General features: G+C 38.9%; 17 protein-coding genes. 8 read left to right on the top strand and 9 right to left on the bottom strand.

The genetic code is table 11. The features are described from left to right. Window positions 1-66 precede the first annotated feature (66 nt). Window positions 67-405: a helix-turn-helix domain-containing protein gene (locus QM867_RS09345; protein ID WP_049548124.1), complete on the top strand. Its 339-nt coding sequence runs from the start codon at window positions 67-69 to the stop codon at window positions 403-405. Window positions 406-480: 75 nt separating this feature from the next. On the opposite strand, the gene QM867_RS09340 is transcribed toward QM867_RS09345, so the two are convergent. Further along, complete coding sequence (locus QM867_RS09340; RefSeq protein ID WP_173875793.1) at window positions 481-1221, bottom strand: hypothetical protein; 741 nt, start codon at window positions 1219-1221, stop codon at window positions 481-483. Between the two features lie 187 nt (window positions 1222-1408). Between QM867_RS09340 and QM867_RS09335 the strand changes: the two genes are divergently transcribed. From QM867_RS09335 to xerC, 6 genes are all read left to right on the top strand, one after another. Beyond that, a complete protein-coding gene (locus tag QM867_RS09335; protein WP_414315636.1) occupies window positions 1409-1801 on the top strand; it encodes a hypothetical protein in 393 nt (130 codons plus the stop codon). A 70-nt stretch (window positions 1802-1871) separates the two neighbouring features. Further along, window positions 1872-2450 carry a hypothetical protein gene (locus tag QM867_RS09330; RefSeq protein WP_414315635.1) on the top strand — a complete coding sequence of 193 codons (579 nt, stop codon included), beginning with the start codon at window positions 1872-1874 and terminating at the stop codon, window positions 2448-2450. Between the two features lies 1 nt (window position 2451). Then, a complete protein-coding gene (locus tag QM867_RS09325) occupies window positions 2452-3174 on the top strand; it encodes a hypothetical protein (protein WP_414315634.1) in 723 nt (240 codons plus the stop codon). Window positions 3175-3548: 374 nt separating this feature from the next. Next, window positions 3549-4946, top strand: coding sequence for a Rep family protein (locus QM867_RS09320; protein ID WP_414315633.1), 1398 nt, complete (start codon window positions 3549-3551; stop codon window positions 4944-4946). A gap of 48 nt (window positions 4947-4994) precedes the next feature. Next, entirely contained in the window at window positions 4995-5258 is a 264-nt protein-coding gene (locus QM867_RS09315) for a helix-turn-helix domain-containing protein (protein WP_020900056.1), read from the top strand. A gap of 66 nt (window positions 5259-5324) precedes the next feature. Then, a complete protein-coding gene (gene xerC, locus QM867_RS09310; RefSeq protein WP_414315632.1) occupies window positions 5325-6542 on the top strand; it encodes a site-specific integrase in 1218 nt (405 codons plus the stop codon). Between the two features lie 106 nt (window positions 6543-6648). On the opposite strand, the gene rpsI is transcribed toward xerC, so the two are convergent. The 7 genes from rpsI to pbp2b form a co-directional block, all read right to left on the bottom strand. After that, complete coding sequence (gene rpsI, locus QM867_RS09305) at window positions 6649-7041, bottom strand: 30S ribosomal protein S9 (RefSeq protein ID WP_000075973.1); 393 nt, start codon at window positions 7039-7041, stop codon at window positions 6649-6651. Window positions 7042-7059: 18 nt separating this feature from the next. Then, window positions 7060-7506, bottom strand: a complete 447-nt coding sequence (rplM, locus tag QM867_RS09300) for a 50S ribosomal protein L13 (protein ID WP_001044622.1) — start codon at window positions 7504-7506, stop codon at window positions 7060-7062. 159 nt (window positions 7507-7665) lie between these two features. After that, window positions 7666-8373, bottom strand: coding sequence for a TIGR02206 family membrane protein (locus tag QM867_RS09295; protein WP_414315631.1), 708 nt, complete (start codon window positions 8371-8373; stop codon window positions 7666-7668). Between the two features lie 146 nt (window positions 8374-8519). Continuing rightward, window positions 8520-9890: a UDP-N-acetylmuramoyl-tripeptide--D-alanyl-D-alanine ligase gene (locus QM867_RS09290; RefSeq protein ID WP_414315630.1), complete on the bottom strand. Its 1371-nt coding sequence runs from the start codon at window positions 9888-9890 to the stop codon at window positions 8520-8522. 53 nt (window positions 9891-9943) lie between these two features. Then, window positions 9944-10987, bottom strand: coding sequence for a D-alanine--D-alanine ligase (locus QM867_RS09285; protein ID WP_414315629.1), 1044 nt, complete (start codon window positions 10985-10987; stop codon window positions 9944-9946). Between the two features lie 175 nt (window positions 10988-11162). Then, window positions 11163-11759 carry a recombination mediator RecR gene (gene recR / locus QM867_RS09280; RefSeq protein WP_414271381.1) on the bottom strand — a complete coding sequence of 199 codons (597 nt, stop codon included), beginning with the start codon at window positions 11757-11759 and terminating at the stop codon, window positions 11163-11165. Between the two features lie 10 nt (window positions 11760-11769). Beyond that, entirely contained in the window at window positions 11770-13812 is a 2043-nt protein-coding gene (gene pbp2b / locus QM867_RS09275; protein ID WP_414315628.1) for a penicillin-binding protein PBP2B, read from the bottom strand. A 193-nt stretch (window positions 13813-14005) separates the two neighbouring features. Between pbp2b and QM867_RS09270 the strand changes: the two genes are divergently transcribed. Next, the gene (locus tag QM867_RS09270) at window positions 14006-14851 is read left to right on the top strand and encodes a MurR/RpiR family transcriptional regulator (RefSeq protein WP_414315627.1); all 846 of its coding nucleotides are present in this window, start codon (window positions 14006-14008) and stop codon (window positions 14849-14851) included. A 324-nt stretch (window positions 14852-15175) separates the two neighbouring features. On the opposite strand, the gene QM867_RS09265 is transcribed toward QM867_RS09270, so the two are convergent. Beyond that, window positions 15176-17146, bottom strand: a 1971-nt coding sequence (locus tag QM867_RS09265) for an SIALI-17 repeat-containing surface protein (protein ID WP_414315626.1), incomplete at its 5' end; no start/stop codon positions are given.

The following is a 17146-nucleotide window of genomic DNA, read 5'->3' as shown; positions in this document are numbered from 1 at the left end:
TTATCGTTTTTGGATAGTTTATTATACTTATTTTTAAAGAAAACAGATAGTACAATGGTATATAGTATGGAATATAATAAATTACAAAAGCATATCGCATTTCGCATACGTGAATGCAGAAAAGAGCAGGGATTAAGTCAGGAAAAATTATCTGAAATAGCTGGTCTAGGTGTTAAAGCTATCCAAAACATAGAAAATATGAAGTACGATTTCAAGATAAAAACTCTTGAATCCGTAATCAAAGCCCTAAATCTAACGGTCGAGGAGTTCTTTGATCTACAATCATATGAATCAGAGCGAGAAGATTCTGCAGAAGTACTTTTTGAAAACTTAACAAAATTACCCAAAGATAAGCAAGGAAAAATTATATCCTCATTTAATGAGATTGTAAAGAATATCAAATAAACCCAGCCAAAATAAATTTTGGTTGGGTTTTGTTTTACAGTCTTGCCTATTTTAACAAATTTCTTCAAAAAATCATTAAAAGTTTTCTACGAATTCCTCTAACTTAATTGCTTTATCATATTCCGATTTAGCTAACCTCTCTAGCTCTGATACCATTCTTTTCACCAATTCGTATCTTTCTATATGATATTCCTTTTTTCCTCCCTCATCAATCCGTAAATTATTTAATGTAGCATAAAGCAGTTCAGTAAGATTCAATTCGGCCAATGATTTAAGTATCTCTTGACCAATTCCAGATAAGTATAATTGCCTACCTTTAAGAAATCTATCTGAAAGTGTATTACGACTCACAATCGACCAAATTTCTTCCAAAACATCATCATCAAATTTTTCAATAATATGTTTAGGTATATCAATACCATATTTTTTTTGATGAATATTCGGAATGTCTAATTCTGAAAAATGAGGTTCTACTACATCAAACATAGGATAATCAAACATAGGATAATCACCCAAAGACATTGAATAGGAACCATCCTCGTTTTTGATTACATCCTCGTTTTTGATTACATCATCTATATAATCATAGCGACTAATCCCTATATACTTAATAAGTCGCAAATAACGTTTATATGCTGGTTTTGAAATTAGTAGTTTTCCAGCATGTTCCCCTCTTTTTACTTGAAAATATCTCATCAAGAATTTTTCTTTACTTAATCGCTCCTTTTTCTGTTGACTACGTAATATTAATGGGTAATATTTTAAAACAAATTCTCTTTTACTTACATCACTCAAGTTTTTAAACTCATGTAGCATCCTTAACTCCTTTGTAATTATTTGGGGTTCAAAAAATTATACCACGATGAACCTAGAATCTCAATAAAAAGCATTGCAAAGGGGTCAAAAATTTTGTATCATGTTTTTGTTAACACAAGAGCTCTTTTACTCGTCAGCATTCGCGATAGTCTGACCAAGCACATTTTTAAAAAAAGGAGGCATTCACATGCCAAAAGAAAAAAAAGTAACTGTGGGTAACCGCACCAACTCAAAAGCATTTTTAGATGATTTATCAACTTCTGTTGATGTCCCATCCGATGTTAAAGTAGTCGATACAAGCAATGGGGTCATAAACGAAGGTCAAGAAAATCAACTTTATTGGGCATCTTTAACATGCGTAGATAAAAAACTCTACGATCAGTTCGCTAGTATTGCTCAAGAAGCTTACTGTCCAACATTCAAAGTCAAGTTGAAAAACTATCAAAACGAGAACTTAGATGGTTTGATAAACGCTGATATCGTACTTAACAAGTATGACTTGTCATTTGTTCTTGACAAGTTGAAGCAACCAATCGGTTTGGCTCTAGTCACTGAGCTTGCTGACATTTCATTGAAATAAGTGATAAGCATAGTGAGTTATCATCTACTTCCTTTAGATGATAACTACTCACTATGCGTGAGGTGAACATATGTTATTTAAAATATTCTTCTATCTTATCCTTGCATTGCTTGTGTGGCAAGGTTTGAATGTTGTGTACATTTATCTAAAGAGACAGTTTCTTCTACTATCAAATGAAGTTGCTGATAACAACGGAAAGATATGGGAGCAATGTCTCTTGCTGTCGGGAAATCAAGTTAGGATTTTAAAAAATTTGATTCAGGAGTTAATTTTTTGGCAACTAAACAAGACCATTGATAAGCAATTACAAGATCGAAAGGCTACTGTCTTACAAAAAGTAGTTAATCATCTCAATCAAAATTTATATCAGGATTTACAGTTAAAAACTATAAATCCTGCCACTACTTGTGGTGTAGATATTTGGGTTTATCTAGCAAACAACTTAAATGATGATGAACAATTGTCATTAGAAAACTACTTTGCAGGTGTTATTGCTCTATACACTAATGAGTTTGCATTAGATGTACTAACTGTTGAACTGACCGCAGGTTCTGGCTGGGTTGCTAAATTTGATGTCAAAACGAGTGGAGAGGCAGTATACAATCGAATGACAAGACAGACGAAAGTCAGTTACGAAGAGGACTTCTAGCATGATCAAAAACGTTTTTGACGTCAACAACAGGGGACACCCATCCCCTGCAACCGTTGACATAAACCGATATTTCGCTTGGATAGTCGCAGGCCCATCTGGTTCAGGAAAATCCACTTTTTTGAGAAGACTTCTAGGACTCATTTCATTTTATGATACAGATGCTGAAGCTTACTTTTTGGATTTTAAAGCAGATGAAGAAATGTTTTCAATGACTAGTGATCATGTCGCAAGAGGTTTTAACTGTCTAGAATTATTCGAAACAGTCTACCAACGTTTTGAAGCTAGACTTGATAAGCAAGAACAAAACTCGCATAATCTTTACTTGATTTTCGATGAATGGCAAGCCTTTCTTGCATATCTTGAACAAACAGATAAAAAGAAACATAAAGATGTTTTATCTAAAATGTTGATGATGAATAGCATGGGTAGAAGTCTAGGTTTGCGAATCGTTTTATCTAGTCAACGTTTCTTGATGTCTGACCTTCCGGGGCGCTACAATTTTAATTGTGTAATATCCTTATCAACTAGCTTTCTGCTAGCAACAAACAACAGGCAACTCCTTTTTCCAGACATGGAAAAAACCGAAGTTATCGTAAAACCGCGAGGGTATGGATATTTTCAATTAGAGGGCGAAGCTGTCAAAATGTTTCGTACGATCCAAGTAAAAGACGAGGAACGGTTAAATCAACGAATGCAAGAGCTATTTTCAAGATATAGCTAGCGCTTTTTCTGCTACACTTGTTTAGCGCGACACTGACCTTACCTAAGGGATTCATCGGTATAGGTGTCGGCACGACATTACCAGCAGAAAAATGCCTATTCGCAAGGGCTTGAGGGGTGGAGATTTTTTTTGCGTAACGATGCCAAAGGCAGGGAGTGAAGCAAAGAAAAATACTACCCCGTCCCTTGTTGAATTGGCAAGCGTTCTCGGGTCGATGATTTATCATCGGGCAGGAGAGGCTGGGGTTTGGGGCAACGCCCCAAGAGTTACTACAATTTAATTTTTAATTATTCCTAACGCGTGTTAGACTGGGCTTGTCGATAGTCTAACACTGAAATAATTAAAAAAATAATTAGAAAAGAGGTTTAATTATTATGACAAATACAAAAAAAGAAGCCCTTTTAACATCAGTGCTATTAACGCAACAATTCTCAGATGGCTTCTGGGATAATGACTGGAATAAAGAACTACTTGAATCAGCGGATATTGAAAAAATTCTTGAGGAAATTGTCAGAAGAGTTAGTGAAGTGGCAACAGTTACTGAAGCATATGCAATTAATCATGATAAAGACACATCTGTAGTATTTAACAATGAACTTCAAGAAACAACTACCGAACTTGCCAAATCACACATTCATGCTTTACTCAAGTTTGATAAAGGTAAAGGTGCAACACTATCTACTTTAGCTGAAAAAATCGGATTAGCAGAAGAATATCTCGAAAAATCAAAGTCTGGAAGATATGGCTACGATAACTTGTTAGCATACTTGATTCATGCAAAAGATAAAGATAAGTATCAATATCCCCCTGACGAGGTATTCACCTTGTTAGGAAAACAGTACTTAGAAATCTATCATCAAAGGAAAGAAAGTTGGCTTAAAGGAAAAGCTAAAAAAGAGGTACAGAAAAGTTTTGAAGACATTGATTTCCTAATCGATAATATTTTGAACGAGAATATCACTAAAAATGACATACTTCTCGATAAGAAATATCACACGCCATATATAGTACATAAAACTAGAATAAACGATGCGTTTAAAACTGTTGGAGAAATTAAAGGGGCCAGAACAAAAGATGAACTGGAAAACGGAGAGTTCAAAAAGACTATCTTATTCATCTATGGTAATTCTGGACTTGGAAAGTCAAGGTTCGCAAAAGAATTAACTAAAGATATCATTCAGATGGCAAAAATAAACAACAAAAAATGGCAATCAATCACGACTGCAGGCACTAACATGTTTGATGAAGTAAACGGAGAAGAAATCCTACTACTTGATGATGTTCGAGGAGATAGCTTAACTGCTTCGGACTGGTTAAAAGTTCTGGATCCATATAATATCAGCCCAGTATCTGCACGTTATCAAAATAAAATAGGTGCTGCTAAGGTCATTATTATCACAAGTTCTAAACACCCTTTAGCTTTCTTCTACTATACCAAAGGAAATGCTTATGAAGATTTATCTCAATACGTTAGGAGAATTGAACATCTAGCAACGTTAAAGGGTACGAGTGAGAAGCCTATTTTTTACGAATCTCATCCTGTAAGAACTATGAACTATAAGAGAAGAATACCAGAGATCGGATATGATGTTTACTTGTCTTATGATTTCACACCTGGGAACGAAATGAAAAGCAAAGAAGAGCTTCTATCCATGTTAGTTTCAAAAGTTGGCCTCAACAATCAATGGGACATATGGGCATATGAGAAAATAAAAACCCCATCCGAAACTTTGGCGAGCGAGGACGAGGTTGCAGATAATCAAGAAAAGTAACTAGGGTATCTCTTGATACCTCTATTATACCATACATTGGAGGAACAGATGCAAGTAATTCTACCAGATGAACAAGTTCAACAAATTCAGCTTCTACTTGCTGAACTCATCAAGAAAGAAATTGAAAATAGATTGAACAATAGTAACCTTGAAAGTCCGTTTTTAAACAAACAACAGGCTTGTCACTACTTGGGTATCTCAAACAATACTCTCGATAGTTGGATTAAACGAGGACTGCCTGCCATAAAAATAGGCAAGACTATACGATTTAATAAAGAAGCCATTAATTCTTGGCTTTACTCACAAAACTAGAAATATCTATATTTTTGTTTTATAATAGTCATGATATTTTCTGGTTCGATACACAAGGAGAATATCATGACTATCAGTAAGACAAAAAACGGAACTTATCGCTTAAAAGTCTATATCCCAATTGAAGCACGAATGCCACTTGGTATTGTTAATAGCAATTATTACGATAAGAGATTCAAAACAAGAAAGGAGGCAAGGCAAGCTGAGATAGACTTACTTACCAAGTTAAATCAAATAGAAGATAATGAGTTTATAGGACTAGCAAAAGGAGATATTCTTTTCTCAGACTTCTATAACAATATCTGGTGGGACTCTTATAAAGCAGGACAAACTACATCCACTTCTAAACCACCAAGCAGGTCAACAATTGCTAATACCAAAACATGTTTTGAAAAACATATACTACCACTTCTTGGAAACTATACGATACAGTTTCTAAATCAAAATAAACAAGTTATTCTCAATCTAATGACATCTAAGGCTAATGAATATGCGAACTTCAAATCTTTACGTAGCTATGTGATTTCCATTTTTGATTGGGCAGAAGAACTTGAGTATATAGAAGCTAATAAAGTTGCAAAAATATTAAGAAGAATAAAGGCCACTAAAAAGATTCAACTTGCAGAATCAAAACGTGATGAAGATTTATATTTAACTCATGGGCAACTCCAAGAATGGTTCTCAGCTTTTAAAGAAGACTTAGAGAACGATAAAATATCACTCAAAGATTACGTCCTTTTTTATCTCACTTTTTTCTTAGGCGATAGAAAATCTGAAACCTATGCTCTTCAATGGAAACATATCGACTTTTCAAAATCACAGATTCAGCTAATTCAAGCTTTAGATAGATATGGACAAGTAAAATCTACTAAGGGAAATAAGAAAACTATTTTCTCTATTTCTAATGACTTACTTCAGCTTCTTACCTCTTGGAAAGAGCAACAAAAATATGAACTAGCAAAGTTTGGCATCATCAGTAATCCAGAACAATTTGTTTTTACATATATCGACACAAGAGGAAACATCAACAAGCCTTTACATGCTGACTATCTAAACAATAAAATGAAAAGCATCAGAAAGCGACATAAAGAGCTGGCACATGCTACACCTCATAAACTGCGACATACAGGAGCAACGCTTGCTAAACAAGCAGGAATGAGCTTAGAAGCTATTTCTGAGGCTCTAACACACAGTGACACAGGAACAACACAGATTTATGTAAATACTTCTAATGTAGTTCCTATGACAGTAGGTGAATTTGCCTTACAGTCTCTAAAACAATAAGGTGAAAATAAGGTAAACTTTGAGGTGAACTTTTTCAAAAAACATAAAAAAAGCACCCATGAGGTAAACTCTTGAGTGCTTTGAAACGTTGATATAATCGTATTGATTAACGTTTTGAGAATTGTGATGCTTTACGAGCTTTCTTAAGACCTGGTTTCTTACGTTCAACTTTACGTGAGTCACGTGTAAGAAGTCCTGCGCGTTTCAATGAATCGCGGAAGTCTGGGTCTACTTGAAGAAGGGCACGAGCGATACCGTGACGGATAGCTCCTGATTGACCAGCGTATCCACCACCTACAACGTTAACGAAAACGTCGTATGAACCTACAGTTGAAGTAACTGCGAATGGTTGGTTGATTACAAGACGAAGGTCAGCGTGTGGGATGTACTCTTCAACATCTTTTTTGTTAACAGTGATTTTACCAGTTCCTGGAACAAGGCGAACGCGTGCAACAGCGTTTTTACGACGTCCAGTACCTGCATATTGTGCTTGTGACATACTTTATTGTTCCTTTCCTTAGATAAGTCCTGAAATATCAAGAACTTCTGGTTGTTGTGCAGCGTGAGTGTGCTCAGCTCCAACGAATACTTTCAATTTCATACCTTGAGCGCGGCCAAGAGTATTGTGTGGAAGCATACCTTTAACTGATTTCTCGATCAAACGTACTGCATTTTTAGAACGAAGTTCACCAGCAGAGATTGATTTCAATCCACCTGGGTGGTTTGAGTGAGTGTAGTAGATCTTATCAGATGCTTTTTTACCAGTCAATTTAACTTTTTCAGCATTGATAACGATTACGAAGTCACCTGTATCAGTGTGTGGTGTGAATGTTGGTTTGTTTTTTCCGCGAAGTACGCTAGCAACAACTGCTGAAAGGCGTCCAAGAGGTACATCAGTTGCGTCAACAACGTACCATTTGCGTTCTACTTGGCCTGGTTTAGCCATGAATGTAGTTTTGTTCATGATTTCTCCTATATGAATATCGTTTTTGTTTACAGGGCGGATGTTCCGGTCCGCGGGGTATTTGAAAGGTTCCGGGGCCTTACAAATGGGGTAAACAATACCGTCTACTATTGTATCAAAATTCTCAGATAAAAGTCAAGAGATTGGGAAAATATTTTTTTATTTCTGCCAGATTCTCAACCTTTTTTCTGCCTGTTCCTGAAGGATTGTTTGAAAAATTTTAGAGACTAAGTAAATAGCGCAAGTCAAGAATAGCGTTACCACTAAATAATTGATCAAACGACCGTGGTCTCCAACCAATGGTGGTCTTGTCAAAAATCCATAATCTCCACCTGTTACTAAATTGACCATGAAAATCAAGGCATTGAGCGAAGACGTGATAACTAGAATTCGTTTGAAATCCAGTAAACTAGCATCGTAGTCCTTCAGGAGATAAATCAAGGAATTTCCAAGGAGAGCTAAGTGTCCGAAAATAAAGGACAAAATGGCAATGTGGGGGAAGGGATAGGGATCTGGCACTGGATAAATAAAAGCTGCCAAAGGTCCAAAGGTTCCCAATACAGCAAAATACTGCTTGACTCTAGATACACCCGGGGTCAAAAGCACTACAAACATAGCCAAACGGCAATGATAAAAGGGTAGACTTTCTGTCAAAGGCATCTGATTAACCAAATACCATCCGTAGAGCAGGATTAGCTGTACCGCCTGTAAAATCTGGAAAAATCGTTGACAGACTTTTTTCTCACCATAACGGTAGGCAAGAAATACAGTCAATGCTAATAAGGTAAATAGACTTCCATACCAAAGAAGGTCAAATTGGGGTGGCTCCGTCGGCTGCGTGCTAAATAAAGCATCCCAAAAATTCATGTAACTTTCCTCATTTTCATATAAGCCAATCTCTTACTGATTTTTATAGAGCCTAGCTTATATTTATTTCTAATATTTTTGTGTTCCAAAGAAGCTAATCCTTCAAGACAAATTTACTCTTGAAAAATTTTTCTTATCGAAGAACATTAGTCTTCTTCTTGCAAATTTTCTACTAACTTGGCTAGATTCATAGAGTTGGAACCTTTAAGCAAGATTTGGTCATGTGCTCCAAGACTTTCCTTGACCTGCTTGACCATAGCTTCAAACTGGTCTTCATCAGCTGTTTTCTTGAAATAATAAACATGGCCGATTGGGAACATTTGACTGGCTAGTTGAGCCAAATCAGCAATGTCTTCGCCGTAGAAAATAACGGTATCAAGGATATCGGGTGTAATGCTCAAAATCATTTGATTGTGGAGTTGAACAGACTGGTCTCCAAGTTCTTTCATGTCCGCCAGAACTGCAATTTTCTTGCCACCTTCATTAGCTGGGATAGCAGAGAAAGTTTCTAAAATCAACTTCATAGCAGTTGGATTGGCATTGTAAACATCTGATAAGATGTCTGCTCCATTGGCAGCCTTTTTCCACTCGGTACGATTGCGGGTCAATTCAAGATTTTGGAAGGCTTGACCAATCTGCTCCTCAGTCACTCCTTCTTGCAGGGCAACATAAGATGCAATCATGGCATTGGTCGCATTGTACTTACCTGTTACTGGCAAGTCAAGAGCCTGCTCCAAGAAATTAGCCTTGAAGGTTAAGCTATCCTTACGCTCAGTTAATTCTGTAATTTCGAGTTCTGCACCTGGGCCAAAGCGAACCACTTTTTTGTCAGTAGGTAGATAATCCTCTACAATGGGATCAGATGGCACCAAGAGCAAGCTACCTTTCTCCATTCCATCAGCAATCTGTAATTTACCTTTGGCAATCTCTGAACGATCCTTAAAGAAAGCTAAGTGAGCCTCTCCGACCAGAGTCACAATAGCTGTCTTTGGACGAGCCAGTTCAGATAAAAGATGGATGTCTCCCAAATGATCCTGGCCCATCTCCAAGACTAACTTCTCAGTATCATCTGGCATATGAAGCACTGTATAAGGTAAGCCAATCTCGTTATTGTAATTTCCTTGAGTCTTATAAGTTTTGTAACTTGCAGAAAGCAAATGGGCCAACATATCTTTGGTAGTTGTTTTCCCATTTGAACCTGTAACGGCAAAGACATCTACACCAGTCTTTTGAAGGTAGTAGGCTGCGAGAGCTTGAAAGGCTGTCAAAACATCATCTACTAAAATGTAAGGATGATTTGCCACTTCCTTCTCTGACAGGGTTACAGCAGCGCCGTTTTCAAAAGCTGTCTCGACAAAGTCATGACCATCACGCGCCCCCTTGAGTGGCACAAATAAATCACTGGCTCCAATCAAACGACTATCAAACTCTGCCTTGACTAGTGGACTATCCGGATAGACTGATACGTCATTTTTAGCACCAACAAGACGCGCAACTTCGTGAATCGTAAGTTTCATATTTACTCCTTTAAAAAGGGGCAAGAAGTCTCTTCCCGCCCTTATGTCTGTCTTTACAATAGGTGCGCTTCACGCTTGTCAAAACTTTCCTTAGCAAGATCAACCAAACGCTCGATTAGTTCTGGATAGCTAATCCCCATATTGTCCCAAAGCAAGGGATACATAGACCATTGGGTGAAGCCTGGCATGGTATTGAGCTCATTTAGGAAAACTTCTCCCTTATCTGTATAGAAGAAGTCGCAACGCGACAATCCAAGTCCACCGATAGCACGGAAGGCAGTTTCGGCATTCTTGCGCATAACCGATACCACATCATCGCTAATATTAGCTGGGATATCCATGGTAATCTTGTTGTCGATATATTTGGCATCATAGTCATAGAAGGCTACGTCTTTGACAACTTCACCAGGAAGCGTGCTCTTGACATCATAGTTTCCTAAAAGTCCAACCTCGATTTCACGGGCATTTACCCCTTGTTCTACCAAGACACGACTATCGTACTTGAAGGCGAGCTCCAAAGCTTTACCAAGTTCCTCTTTATTTTCGGATTTAGAAATACCAACACTAGAACCCATATTGGATGGTTTGGTAAAGACTGGATACGTCAATTTTTCTTCAACTTCTGCAATCTTAGAAGTCAAATCATCCCCTTCAACGATAGCTACGTAAGGAACTTGGGCAATCCCTGCAGACTCCAAGACACGCTTGGTAGTAATCTTATCCATAGCAAGGCTTGAAGACAAGATATTGCAACCAACGTAAGGCATTTTCAAGACTTCTAGGAAACCTTGAACGGAACCATCTTCTCCCATAGGTCCATGAAGAACTGGAAAAACAACGGCTCCTTCTTCGTAGATAGCACTTGGGGCAATTTTCTTGTCCCAATCGATCGTTTCATTGGTCATGAGACGTTCGTCTTGTCCAGGAGTTTGGGTAAATTCTTGGGTTTTGATAAAGTCTCCAGACTGGCTGATAAAGAAAGTTTTTACTGCGAAACGATCATAGTTAACCGCACGCATGACACTCTCAGCTGACAAGACAGATACTTCACGTTCTGCACTGCGTCCACCATATAATAGAATAATTGTTTGTTTCATATGATTGTCCTATTTCTACTAGAATACTTGCTCTTTAGTATATCACATTTGTCTATTTTTTGAAACTTGTATAGCACAAAACAAGAAAAGAGACTGGAAGAAAAATGGTCCAGTCTCTGTGTTCTTAAAACTTTTATACCTGCTAGCTGATTATTTAGCGATTTAACCTTATAGACTAAAGCTCTGTACGATTTTCAATGGCTCTTAGGAGTGTTACTTCGTCGGCATACTCAATGTCTGCTCCGACTGCTAGACCTCGTGCTAGACGAGTGACCTTAATCCCTGCAGGTTTCAGTAGTCGAGAGAGATACATAGAAGTCGCTTCACCATCAGCTGTTGCATTGGTGGCTACGATAACCTCTGAAACTTCGCTATCCATGAGGCGAGTCATGAGACTTTTAAGATTGATATCATCTGGGCTAATGCCATTCATTGGTGAAATCAAGCCGTGTAGGACATGATAGAGTCCGTGATATTCTTGGATATTTTCCATAGCTGCTACGTCTCGGCTATCCTCTAATACTAGGATAGTTGTCTGGTCACGACTAGGATCCGTACAGATAGAACATGGATCGTCATCCGTTAATCGTCCGCAAATCGAACAATAGGTCAATTCTCGCTTAGCTGCGAGGAGATTTTTGGCAAATTCATTGACGTCATCATCAGGCATCCCAATGGTATAAAAGGCCAGTCGGGTCGCTGTCTTAATCCCGATACCTGGAAGTTTAGAATAACTGTCAATCAACTTGGCTATAGGTGTTGGGTAAAGCATGGCTTCCTTTCTAGTTCATTGGATGGTGTTGGTTGTATAGATTGATAATGTCACGAGCAATCGAAGGTCCGACACCGTTAGTTAGGTTGGTATTATGTGGGAAGACAACTGCAACTGCAATCTGAGGATTATCCGTTGGAGCATAGGCTACTGCGTTGGTGTTATTAGCCTTCTGGCCACCATTGACATAACTTTCGGCTGTACCAGTCTTACCACTAATAGAGACTGATGCTCCATTTGAAAAGGCACGACCTGTCGTAAGTGCACTTGTTCCGTGCGATACCTGATAAAATCCTTGTTGCAAGATAGACATGTCAGATTCGGAAATATTGATTTTATTCATTTCTGTGCTGTCATTTTGCTTAATGAGTTCTCCCAAACCACCTTGTTCATTGTTGTCGTAGACTCCTTCCACAATATGAGGAGCTAAGCGGACACCATTATTGGCAATCGTTGCTACATACTGAGCTAGCTGCATCGGCGTGTAGTTATCGAACTGTCCAAAGGCATTATTTAGATAGTTAGCCAAATCAAAGTCCTTAGGGATAAACCCTGTTGACTCATCTGGTAGGTCAATCCCAGTAGAAACTCCCAGACCATACTCGCCAAAAGTTGAACGTAATTTACCCATAGCAGACTCAAGATGGCTGGTTCCTACTGTCATATTAGGCTGATAGGTTTGCCCCATAATCCCTAGAGCGGTTTGGACCATGTAGGTATTAGATGAGTATTCCAATGCCTCGACAGCTGTGATCGGGAAGGAACCGTAAGAAAGGGTGTACCATGAATTGATCGGTGCAGAACCTTGAAAGACGATTGGTTGGTCAGTCAAAGTTTGATTACCTGATAAAACACCATTTTCCCAACCTGAGCTGATGGTTGCCGCCTTAACGACAGATCCTGGAACAAAAACGTTGGTCACTGTACCTAGTGAGTCTGGAGTCAATTCACCAGATTCCAGATTGTGCTTGATCCCTGACATGGCTAGAACAGCTCCTGTCTTAGGATTGAGGGCAACCGCATAGACACCTTCCGAATATTGGGCACCTCCATTAGCAAGCTCAGAATTAAAATAGCTTTTCAGAAGACTATCCACACTATCTTGGAAGGCCAAATCAATGGTCAGTTTGATATTTTTACCCTTGCTACCTTCCTCAATATTTTCTACACTCTCCATATCTCCATGTTTGTCGAGATGGATTTCTTTAACAGTACGTTTCCCTTGTAGGACTTCCTCATATTGTTTCTCAAGGTAAGAGGTCCCAACACGGTCATTGAGGGAATAACCTTTTTTTAGATAGGCGTCCACTTCCTCAGCTGGAAGACCTGATTTTTCACTGGAAACACTTCCTACGATAGAAGCAAGAGAAGTTTCAAGGACCTTGCGATCCCACGAAGTGGAGATGCTAATCCCAGGCAACTCTTTAGATGCAGAGGCAATTTGAGCGACTTGAGTATCACTTAAAGGATCTGTTTGGATATTGCCTGTTGCAAAATTTCCAACTGCATTGAGCTGACTAAAGAGATAAATAGCCTTCTTTTCATCCTCTGTATAATTAGTTTGGCTAGAGCTAACACTCTCAACAGCATTGTTATAAAGATCCGATTCAGAAAGTTGATTACCATCAGAATCAAAACGCTTATCTTTAGGTAGGGCCTCTACCGTTTTTTTATAAACTGCTGGATCAGCTAGATAATAGTCAGCAATTTGACGTTCTGTCAAATCTGGAGAGGATACCGTCACATAAGTTAATAGTTTAGTAGAAATATCCTTTAAATCAGTCGCTGTCATCTTATTGCTTCGTGTGAAAGCAACTACTTGTTTAACCGTATTCTCTACCAAAGGTTTTCCAGCTGCATCATAGATTTCTCCACGGGCAGAACCTGTTGTAACCCGCGTCTGGCTAGCAGATGCTAGCTTAGTTTCATAAAAATCCTTGTTCAAAACTTGCATATAGAGCAAGCGACCAATGATGGTCATGAAGAGCAAAATAACGATCGCAAACAATAAATTAAGCCGAGTCGGTATCGAATGGCTGTTGAATTTTCTCATACAAATCAGTCTCGTTTCTAATCAAAATCTCACTCTTCATTGTACCATAATTTGATGAGAAAATTATGGAAAAAGAAAAGACTTTTCCTTTTTATCCAAAAACAAAGCATCTATGGTATAATAGAAGTAAGCGCTATAGTATTTGCTGGATTTTTTATCAATAAAATTTGACAAATAGCTACAAAGGAGTCCCATGAACAAGCAAGACATCTCTACGATTATTGATCTTCACTTTGAAGAAATGACCGATTTAGAGCAAGAGATTGCCCGCTATTTTTTGCAGGCAGATACCATTCATGATGACTTGTCTTCTCAGCAGGTCACTCAAAAACTTCATATTTCTCAGGCCGCTCTCACTCGCTTTGCCAAAAAATGTGGCTTTACGGGTTATCGAGAGTTCATTTTTAAATACCTACAACAAATTGACAACCTTTCAGTCCCTCAGCAGGATATGAACCCCTTGACTCAACGAGTCTTGAGAAGTTATACAAATATCCGTGAAATGTCTCAAGAGTTGATTGATGATGATCAACTTGAGCGCATCGCTCAAATGATTGATCAGTCAGAACGCGTCTATTTTTTCGGAACTGGAAGCTCTGGCCTAGTTGCACGTGAAATGAAATTACGTTTCATGCGACTAGGAGTCGTCTGTGAGGCTTTGACAGATCCTGATGGATTTGCCTGGACGACCAGTATCATCGATGAAAAATGTTTAGTCTTTGGCTTCTCCCTGTCAGGAACAACTCCCTCCATCATTGATAGTCTACTTGATGCTCAAGATATGGGGGCTAAGACCGTTCTCTTTACAAGTATGCCTAGTAAGGAAACTCAAGCCTTTACGGAAACTGTATTAGTAGCAAATCAGAGTCAGGCTTCTTACATCCAGAGAATCTCTGCCCAACTTCCGATGTTGATTTTAATCGACTTACTCTATGCCTACTTCTTAGAAATTGACCGCGAAAGCAAAGAAAAAATCTTTAATAGCTTTTGGGAAAACAATAAACTAAATGGCTATCGTAGAAATAGAAGGTCTAGATAAGCCTTCATCCCTATCAAGTAAACAAGCATATGAGTAACCAGCGATTAAAGTCGCTGGTTTTTAGTTTGCTCAAGTCCTATAACTGATGACTTATGCACATAGAACTTTACACCTGATTCTTGATATAAAAAAGCGAACAAGACCAGCTTCTGTTTATCAGAAAACTCGTTTTGCTCGCTTTTTATAATTGAGATTAGTTATTGGTTCCAATCTCTAAAGTTTGGACAGTTATTACAGCAGTTTCTTTAAACAATGCTACTATTCTGCAATAACTTCCCACGAAATCTATACTTTCTCAAAAGTGTTTCTTGAGTTTGACAGATTCTATTCGTCTTCTTTTTTCTTTCCCATTGCAGCTAAGCCAAGAAGTGCTCCTACAGCTCCCAAGCTTGCAAGGGTAGCAGTTTCTTTTGCTCCTGTTTCAGGGAGAATGTCTTGACGATTTGCAGGTGCTTGATAAGTCTTTTCTTGTGACATAGCCTGAGCTACATGTGACTGCTCATCCTTGTATTCTGGGAGCTCATGGACAGTTGCCTCTGCTCCATTGACACCACCTGTGAACTCTGGAACATCATGGATAGCTGCTTCTGAACCATTTACTCCACCAGTAAACTCTGGAAGTTCATGACTAGCCGCTTCTGAACCAGTCACACCAACAGTAAACTCTGGAAGTTCATGACTAGCTGCTTCTGTTCCATTGACACCACCTGTGAACTCTGGATCTTCTCCACGAATAACTGCTTCAGAGCCATTTACTCCACCAGTAAATTCAAGAAGTTCATGACTAGCTGCTTCTGTTCCATTGACACCACCTGTGAACTCTGGATCTTCTCCACGAACAACTGCTTCAGAGCCATTTACTCCACCAGTAAATTCAGGAAGTTCATGACTAGCTGCTTCTGTTCCATTGACACCACCTGTGAACTCTGGATCTTCTTCACGAATAACTGCTTCTGAACCAGTCACACCACCAGTAAACTCTGGAAGTTCATGACTAGCTGCTTCTGAGCTATTGACACTACCTGTGAACTCTGGTACTTCATGGATAGCTGGATCTGTTTTACCTGATTCAACTTTCTTAGTTCCGACTAGTACAATCTCATCTTGTGGTTCTTCAACAACTTCGCGAAGTTTTTCAGTACGGCTTCCATCCAATGCTACTTCTATGCTGACGCGTTCTTTGCCTTCACGACCGGCCTGAGCTACTCGAGTTTCACCTTCTGACAGAGTTGGGTCATCTTGCTTAACTATCTTGAAGCTGAGAGCTTCTTCAACAACTTCAAGACTTGGCTGACTAAAGTTCAATTCTTTAACACCTTCACCTGGCACAGATGTTCCTTCAAAAGTACCAACTTCTATGACACGATCTTGAGCTTCTTCACGTTCAACCTTAACTGTCTTACGTGTGTCTCCATCTACTTCTACATAAGTCGTTACTTGACCTACTTTGCCCTCTGAAACAACTTGTTCCTTGCCTTTGGCTAGGAAGGCATTCTCGCGACGAACAGTATTAAAGGCGATTGATTCTGTCGTTACTTCAAGGCTTGGTTGCGTTTGAATTAAGACCTTATCTCCTTCAGTCGGAAGATTTGAATGTTTTACTTCCTCTTTCGGAGTCGCTTGAAGCTGATTGATAGAAGTTAGAGCTGCTTGCAAGGCTTTGTCTACTGCATCCTGTGTCTTGGCATCTCTGATGGCAGTAAGGGCTTGCTCTCCAAGTTCAACCAGTTTTTCCTGTGCAGCTACATCATCGACAAGTTCAGCAGCTTTTTTCTCGACTGCTGCAGCCAATTCTGCAATCGCCTTATGGCGGTCAACTTTAGACTCTTCTGGTTTGCTTGGTTCTTCTGGTTTCGGATCCTCTTTCGGAGTCGATTGAAGCAGATTAATACCAGCTAGAGCATTTTCCAAAACCTTATCTACTGCATCCTGAGTTTTGGCTGCTTCGATCGCTGCGATGGCTTGTTCTGATAACTCGACTAGTTTCTTCTTAGCTTCTTTATCATTGCCTAGTTCCTTAGTCTTGTTTTGAATAGCCTCTGCCAAACTTGCCATGGCCTTATCATAGTCAATCTTAGACTCTTCTGGTTTGCTTGGTTCTTCTGGTTTTGGATCCTCTTTTGGAGTCGCTTGAAGCTGATTAATACCAGCTAGAGCATTTTCCAAAGCCTTATCTACTGCATCCTGAGTTTTGGCTGCTTCGATCGCTGCGATGGCTTGTTCTGATAACTCGACTAGTTTCTTCTTAGCTTCTTTATCATTGCCTAGTTCCTTAGTCTTGTTTTGAATAGCCTC

Source organism: Streptococcus infantis, assembly GCF_047463635.1.
Taxonomy (GTDB): Bacteria; Bacillota; Bacilli; order Lactobacillales; family Streptococcaceae; genus Streptococcus; species Streptococcus infantis_W.
Note: the sequence above shows the minus strand (reverse complement) of the source record. Positions and strands in the feature narration are given on the sequence as shown.

Excerpts from the sequence above, each read along its gene's own strand:
- QM867_RS09345 (WP_049548124.1), top strand. The coding sequence starts at position 67 with ATGGAATATAATAAATTACAAAAGCATATCGCATTTCGCATACGTGAA.
- QM867_RS09340 (WP_173875793.1), bottom strand. The coding sequence starts at position 1,221 with ATGCTACATGAGTTTAAAAACTTGAGTGATGTAAGTAAAAGAGAATTT.
- QM867_RS09335 (WP_414315636.1), top strand. The coding sequence starts at position 1,409 with ATGCCAAAAGAAAAAAAAGTAACTGTGGGTAACCGCACCAACTCAAAA.
- QM867_RS09330 (WP_414315635.1), top strand. The coding sequence starts at position 1,872 with ATGTTATTTAAAATATTCTTCTATCTTATCCTTGCATTGCTTGTGTGG.
- QM867_RS09325 (WP_414315634.1), top strand. The coding sequence starts at position 2,452 with ATGATCAAAAACGTTTTTGACGTCAACAACAGGGGACACCCATCCCCT.
- QM867_RS09320 (WP_414315633.1), top strand. The coding sequence starts at position 3,549 with ATGACAAATACAAAAAAAGAAGCCCTTTTAACATCAGTGCTATTAACG.
- QM867_RS09315 (WP_020900056.1), top strand. The coding sequence starts at position 4,995 with ATGCAAGTAATTCTACCAGATGAACAAGTTCAACAAATTCAGCTTCTA.
- xerC (WP_414315632.1), top strand. The coding sequence starts at position 5,325 with ATGACTATCAGTAAGACAAAAAACGGAACTTATCGCTTAAAAGTCTAT.
- rpsI (WP_000075973.1), bottom strand. The coding sequence starts at position 7,041 with ATGTCACAAGCACAATATGCAGGTACTGGACGTCGTAAAAACGCTGTT.
- rplM (WP_001044622.1), bottom strand. The coding sequence starts at position 7,506 with ATGAACAAAACTACATTCATGGCTAAACCAGGCCAAGTAGAACGCAAA.
- QM867_RS09295 (WP_414315631.1), bottom strand. The coding sequence starts at position 8,373 with ATGAATTTTTGGGATGCTTTATTTAGCACGCAGCCGACGGAGCCACCC.
- QM867_RS09290 (WP_414315630.1), bottom strand. The coding sequence starts at position 9,890 with ATGAAACTTACGATTCACGAAGTTGCGCGTCTTGTTGGTGCTAAAAAT.
- QM867_RS09285 (WP_414315629.1), bottom strand. The coding sequence starts at position 10,987 with ATGAAACAAACAATTATTCTATTATATGGTGGACGCAGTGCAGAACGT.
- recR (WP_414271381.1), bottom strand. The coding sequence starts at position 11,759 with ATGCTTTACCCAACACCTATAGCCAAGTTGATTGACAGTTATTCTAAA.
- pbp2b (WP_414315628.1), bottom strand. The coding sequence starts at position 13,812 with ATGAGAAAATTCAACAGCCATTCGATACCGACTCGGCTTAATTTATTG.
- QM867_RS09270 (WP_414315627.1), top strand. The coding sequence starts at position 14,006 with ATGAACAAGCAAGACATCTCTACGATTATTGATCTTCACTTTGAAGAA.